A 6,086-nucleotide genomic window follows, 5' to 3' on the forward strand; every position below is an offset into this window, starting at 1 on the left:
TCAACAAACTCAAGAACTGGCGGCGCATCGCGACCCGCTACGACAAAACCAGGGAATCCTACCTTGGCTTCGTCGCTCTCGCCTCAGTCAAACTCTGGATACCCTTTGTCCACGAAGCCTAGCATGAGCATGCTATATTCACGCCGACATGCAATTGCTGGCAACCTGTTCGCGCAATTAGTCGATCGGTTCTTGGATCACACGCAAATACGGTTTCTTTTCGTCCCAGCCATCGGGATATTTGGCTTTCGCATCTTCGTCCGACAAGGAAGGCGGAATAATCACATCATCACCCTTCTGCCAATTGACCGGCGTCGCTACACCCTTGCGTTCGGTGAGTTGCACCGAATCAAGCAGCCGGAGCACTTCATCGAAATTCCGCCCGCTGCTCATCGGATAAAGCAGCATGGCGCGAATTTTCTTGTCTGGCCCGATGATATAGACAGCGCGGACGGTGGCGTTATCGGCTGCGGTTCGCCTCTCCGCATTACCCGCTTCGTCGGCCGGCAGCATATTATAAAGCTTGGCGACCTGAAGGTCGCTGTCGCCGACCACGGGATAGTCGACCTTATTTCCACTCACCTCCTCGATATCGGGAAGCCAATCGCGATTATCCTGGCTGCTGTCGACCGAAAGGCCAATAATCTTGGTGTCGCGTTTGGCAAATTCCTCGCCAAGCCCGGCCATATAACCAAGCTCGGTCGTGCAAACCGGTGTAAATGCCTTGGGATGGGAAAAGAGGATTGCCCAGCTGTCACCCATCCAATCATGGAAGTGAATGTTTCCTTGTGTGGTCTGGGCTGTGAAATCGGGGGCTGTCGAGCCAATTGAAAGGGTCATGTAAAATACTCCTGCTTATTTTGTGGGTACTCAGGGCACATTTCTAGCGATGCTCTGAGAAGAATGCGGGTCCGACCTCGTCTTCATCCTGTTCCTAAAGGAAGAGCGCCAGATCCGCTTTGCTCGGGTCAACCGGTCATACGACAAACCGATCCCAGCCCGCATAATGCTCACCGCTTCGCTTACCGCGAGGCAGGCTCAGTCCGATCAAGAGCAGTCCGACCCCAACCGAGGCCACCGTTCCGGCAGCCGAAGCCCCTGCAAGCATGAAGGGCGCTTCGACCAGCCAGGCACCGAATGCAGCGTTGATGAAGCGCAGGGCGCGCGCGACTTCCGCGGTCGCGATGATTGCCACCGTAATCACCAAAGCACCCACCACGTGATCGCTGTTGGCCATCGCCCCCTCGCTGCCAAGCGTTATCCTTGTCAGCATCAGCCACGCTCCCAGAGCCGTGCTGGCCACCAGGGTCCACGGGAAGGTCACGCCGCGCACCGTGTTCGTCCAGATCGAACGCGCGTCGGTCATATAGTCGGTATCGTCGATTTCACCGTTTGACACTGCGCCGCCCTTGAAGAAGGTACGAACGAGTGACTTGCCTTCCTTTTTCGACCAGTAGAGATACTGTCCCATGGCGATGACTTCATCGAGCGAGAACGGGATCATGATGAGCATCGCAAGCGCAGCAATCAGAGCCGGCGTACTCCACGTCCCGATCATTATCGGCTGAATGATCACGAAATAGATACTGACCACACCGAGCGGAATGACCAGAATGCCGAAGAAGGTAACCATCCACGGCATCGTGCGCCAGCGCGTGCGGGTTCCCATGACCGCCATTAGGATCTCGAGCACATAGCTGACCGCCCCTAGTCCGGCATCCGGGATCGGCCAGGCCTTGGATACATCCGACGTGATGATTTCCTCGGTGCCGTTCTTGGGATCGCCAAGCGATCCGGAGAAAAACGGCTCCCACGCCACATCGATATGGCCAAGCTGGTAGGAGGTAAGCATGCGCGATATCAGAAGGCCGATGATGCCCATCGCAACAATCGGGAATCGCTGGGCATCGGTCGAGGGACTGTAGGTCCACCCGGGCGGGATGGACTTCTTGTCCATCATCCCTTCCATGCTCATGCCGGGCATCATTGGCACCAGCACCGAGAATGCGATCGCCAATGTACCGACAAGCATATTGGTCAGATATTGGGCCGCGCTCGGACTCCAGAAGAACAAGGGCGCGAAAAGCAGCCAGATGCCGACAAAGGCCGTCGCCCACTGCCCCAACCAGGCGGTGCGCTTCGAAAGCGACATCGCGCCGAAGATCATCAATGCGATCCCGCTCAGCATATCGCTCAGAGCAAGAGCGTTGGCCCGCCATTCGATCGACGGCAAACCCCGCTCGAGAGTGACCGCTACGACCGACGCACGGGCAGTATCGGCGGATACGACGTCATAAACACCCGGACTTGCAGCAAGCCAGAGGCCGAGTCCGATGACAGCAAACTGCGTCCAGCGGGTACCGCGCTGGGATCCGTCCATATGCTGCATATCGCCGTCCATATTGTTCATGTCGCCGTCCATCTGGTGCCCATCATGCGCTATATCGGTGTCTTGCGATTGAGGTCGCGCCGGTTCGGTCTTCTCTGCGTCCGAACGCTTTGGATGCCAGGCCACGCGGGACGTGTTCAGCTTGTTCGTTTCGTACCAGTCCTGCGGGTCGGCTTTCAACGCGTCGATGATGATCGGAAGTGTGTCGCGGAGCGAGTGCTCTGGCTCCCACCCCAGCAGGTTCCGAGCACGTGAAATATCAAGTATGTAATGGGCGTTGGCGTCATCGACCATCCACTGCTTGACGAAGCCTTCATGGCCAAGGACTTCTTCCTCAACCCACGTGCCCAGTTTCGCCACGCTCTTTGGAATGCGCACTGTCGTCCATTCCTTGCCGTGGATCTGGCAATGGACGATGTCCTGTATCTCGGCATAGCCCAGCGTTTCGGGCTCGCCGACAAGTATCGGCAAATCGTCCTCGAGGTCAGCGCGACGCGCGATAGTCTGCTCGACCGCCTTGATCAGATCTTCAAGATGCAGTGCCGATTGTGCAGCGCACAACATCCCCGGATACAGATGCGCCGACACGCGGTGCTCATAGACGCCGGCAATCTGTTCGGCGAGAAAGGCGGAATGCCCCTTGTCGTCGTAGACCCCGGCAAACCGCAGGAACACAACCGGAATGTCGCCACGGTTCTCGCGCAGTACCTGTTCCGCATCGGCCTTCGATTGAGGGTAAGGCCACGTCGGTCCAAGCGGACTGGATTCGTCGATACGTACGCCCGGCAGCGGTTTGGGCTCGTGTACAAGCATCGAGCTTGCATAGATGAACTGTTCGACATCGAAGTCCTGCAGTGCCGTAATCAGCCTGCGCGACCCTTCAACATTGACATTGGTGTACAGCGGGTTTGGCTCGCCCGTGATGTCGAAATAGGCAGCCAGGTGAATGCAAGCTGCAATCGTGTTTGAATGCGCGGCACGCACATTGGTCAAGGCGTCGACAACCGACGCTTCGTCCGCGAGGTCGATGGCGTATGAGGCTTCTAGTCCGGGAACGTCTTTCGCGACCGAGCGATCGAGGCCGATGATGCGGTACTGGTCGCTCAACCGATCAACCAAAGCGCGCCCAATGTATCCGCTTGCACCGGTTATCAGGACGACGCCTCTAGCCATAATCTACTCCATCGCGTTGATCTTGGGATTACTCTTCAAGACAGAACCGTCCTCGCGGGAGGACGGTCCTGCAGCTGTCCTCGGACTAGCAACAACCCGATGAGGCCTTTTCCTGAGATCGCTTGGAGATTTCCTCGACGAGTTCTGCGGTCTTTGCATCGGCACCGGACCGTGCAATATCAGCCTGGGAAACCATGCCGCAGCAATTCCCTTCGTCATCAATCACGGGAACGCGCCGGACCTGGTTGCTCTCCATCGTGGAGCAACATGCATCTACCTCGGTATCCAGCGTGACAGTGACAACCGAACGGGTCATGATGTCCCCCACCGGGGTGTCGGGCGACTTGCCTTCAGCTACGACGCGACAGCAAATGTCCCGATCTGTGACGACACCCACCAGACCGCCTTGGTCATCAACAACAGGAATCTCTCCGCAGTCGTTTCCCACCATGAGCTTCGCTGCATCCTGTACGCTCGCATCCTTGTCGCAGCAGGCGGGATCCTTCGTCATAATGTCCTTAACATGCATAATTCCACTCCTTCATCGGTCGGTCTGTGCAAAAGCATTTCCCGTCAGGGCAGCTTCGCTCAAATCATAGAAAATCATAAGGTAACGGTTCCCATCGTTGGAAGGTCAAGCCCCCTCCATGCGACGAATTGGCGAACTCGGTGCCGACCTGGACCGCACAAGGAGGTCGCGCAGGTGCTGTTCTTGGTGCGTCTCTGATGGGTCACGCTTACAGTACGAGCCATCTGCTCCAACCCCTCATATTGGCTGAATGGGAAAAGGTCGGGAGCTTGGAGAAAAGATCGTTTCAGCGAATGGATATGTTCCACTCAATAGAGCTGACACCGAGATTTGTTGCGAATTAAACTTCGCAAACGGGCAGACCACGCCTTGGCAAAAAACTGCAATCGCGAAACTGGCCAAGCTTGAGGTTTTGCGAACAACGACGCAGCACCTTCGGGCCCGCTCCAGGAGTCTTATGTGTCTCGCCGGTCAAATGTCGGACGCGTCCTCAGCCAATTGCTGGTCCAACCCAAAAATGAAGCGAACCATGAGAACAGACCAGCGCCAACTCTGTTTTTAGCAGACCCGCTGGTATCCGAACTTGTGACCGACTTCTTTTGCTAAGGCAGGATTGGCATCGTTGGAAAGATCTTTGAGAATAGGACAATCTGGCCGGTCATCGTTCGTGCAACCCGCGGTAAGATGCTCAAGAGCGTCGATCATGGAAAGAATTTCTGCCGCCTTGGCGCGCAGAGCACCCAAGTGTCCGGCGGCAACCTCCCGGACATCCTTGCTGGCTCTTTTCTCGTCGTGCCACAGACCGAGCAATTCGCCGATATCATCTACCGAAAAGCCAAGGTTGCGGGCGCGGCGGATGAACCGCAGCGTATGTATTTCGGCAGGGCCGTAAAGCCGATAGCCAGCTTCGGTGCGTTCGGCCGATCCGATCAGACCGATTTTCTCATAATGCCTGATCATCTTGGCCGACACGCCACTGTCTGCGGCGGCCTCACCAATTGTGTGCAGTTGGCTCATGCATGCTGGATAACTTTCCCACGATAGGAAAGCAAACAGCCTGCGCCGACAATTTTTATTCTGACGCCCCTCTTGACCTTCCCATGATGGGAAGCCCTATCTTTTGGGTAATGTTCGATTCGCGGAGAAAGGTTATAAGAAGAAAGCGCACTCCCGCGCATTGACGCCGACATGCCCAGAAGCCGCACCGCCCTGGAAAAAATGCAAGCCAGATATGTGCGGATGACCCAGGCAGGTGACCTGAGCGGCAAGTTCGCGCGCTTCCAGTTCCTGCGCATTACGACGCAAAGCTGAACTTATCGGAACAATGAAAGGAACTTTTATGAATGGTTTTAAATTAGCGGCGCTCGGAGCCTTGGCGACCGCCGGTCTCGCAACAGCTGCGGCCGCGCAATCCCAAGTCGATCATCAGCCCGCTCCACAAGAGAGCTCGCAAGGCCAAGAGAGCAGCCACGAGCATGGTGCAATGCAGGGCGAAATGTCGGACAGGGATGGTGACATGTCCGGGATGATGGCGATGATGAACAACCCCGAGATGCGCGCTGAAATGATGGCGATGATGAACGATCCGGAAATGCGCGCTCAAATGATGGACATGATGCGCAACTGCAATGAAATGATGAAGATGAAACAGGAACAGATGTCGAATGAAGAGGCAGGGTAATCCTGAGCACCACACGTCAATTTGCCAGATTGTCTTCGCCTAAGCCTGCCCCCTCCCTGCGGGGCAGGCACCATCCGAACAATGATCGGTGAATCCTGCTGATCTCATGTCCCATGCAAGCGGACCGTATTTATGATTTCTACCACAACAGATCCCGAAGGCTTGTCGAGGCTCGGCTGCGCCCGTAGAGTTAGGCTTCGTGGACAAAGGGTATCCAGAGTTTGACTGAGGCGAGAGCGACGAAGCCAAGGTAGGATTCCCTGGTTTTGTCGTAGCGGGTCGCGATGCGCCGCCAGTTCTTGAGTTTGTTGAAG

5 protein-coding genes and 1 pseudogene are annotated in these 6,086 nt (G+C 56.2%); 1 reads left to right on the plus strand and 5 read right to left on the minus strand.

The window, feature by feature from the left end; genetic code table 11:
* Positions 1-177 precede the first annotated feature (177 nt).
* The 4 genes from GQO94_RS20540 to GQO94_RS20555 form a co-directional block, all read right to left on the minus strand.
* Entirely contained in the window at positions 178-840 is a 663-nt protein-coding gene (locus GQO94_RS20540) for a peroxiredoxin (protein ID WP_008603843.1), read from the minus strand.
* 136 nt (positions 841-976) lie between these two features.
* Positions 977-3,562, minus strand: coding sequence for an NAD-dependent epimerase/dehydratase family protein (locus GQO94_RS20545; protein WP_156843233.1), 2,586 nt, complete (start codon positions 3,560-3,562; stop codon positions 977-979).
* 85 nt (positions 3,563-3,647) lie between these two features.
* Positions 3,648-4,091: a CBS domain-containing protein gene (locus GQO94_RS20550; RefSeq protein ID WP_156843234.1), complete on the minus strand. Its 444-nt coding sequence runs from the start codon at positions 4,089-4,091 to the stop codon at positions 3,648-3,650.
* A 558-nt stretch (positions 4,092-4,649) separates the two neighbouring features.
* Positions 4,650-5,108 (minus strand): MerR family DNA-binding protein, encoded by a 459-nt coding sequence (locus tag GQO94_RS20555; protein WP_156843235.1) that lies wholly within the window; start codon positions 5,106-5,108, stop codon positions 4,650-4,652.
* 322 nt (positions 5,109-5,430) lie between these two features.
* Between GQO94_RS20555 and GQO94_RS20560 the strand changes: the two genes are divergently transcribed.
* Entirely contained in the window at positions 5,431-5,772 is a 342-nt protein-coding gene (locus GQO94_RS20560) for a hypothetical protein (RefSeq protein WP_156843236.1), read from the plus strand.
* A 190-nt stretch (positions 5,773-5,962) separates the two neighbouring features.
* On the opposite strand, the pseudogene GQO94_RS20565 reads toward GQO94_RS20560, so the two are convergent.
* Positions 5,963-6,086, minus strand: a pseudogene (locus tag GQO94_RS20565) (IS5 family transposase); the annotation flags it as partial.

Origin of the sequence: Novosphingobium aquimarinum (assembly GCF_009746585.1) — a bacterium.
Taxonomy (GTDB): domain Bacteria; phylum Pseudomonadota; class Alphaproteobacteria; order Sphingomonadales; family Sphingomonadaceae; genus Novosphingobium; species Novosphingobium aquimarinum.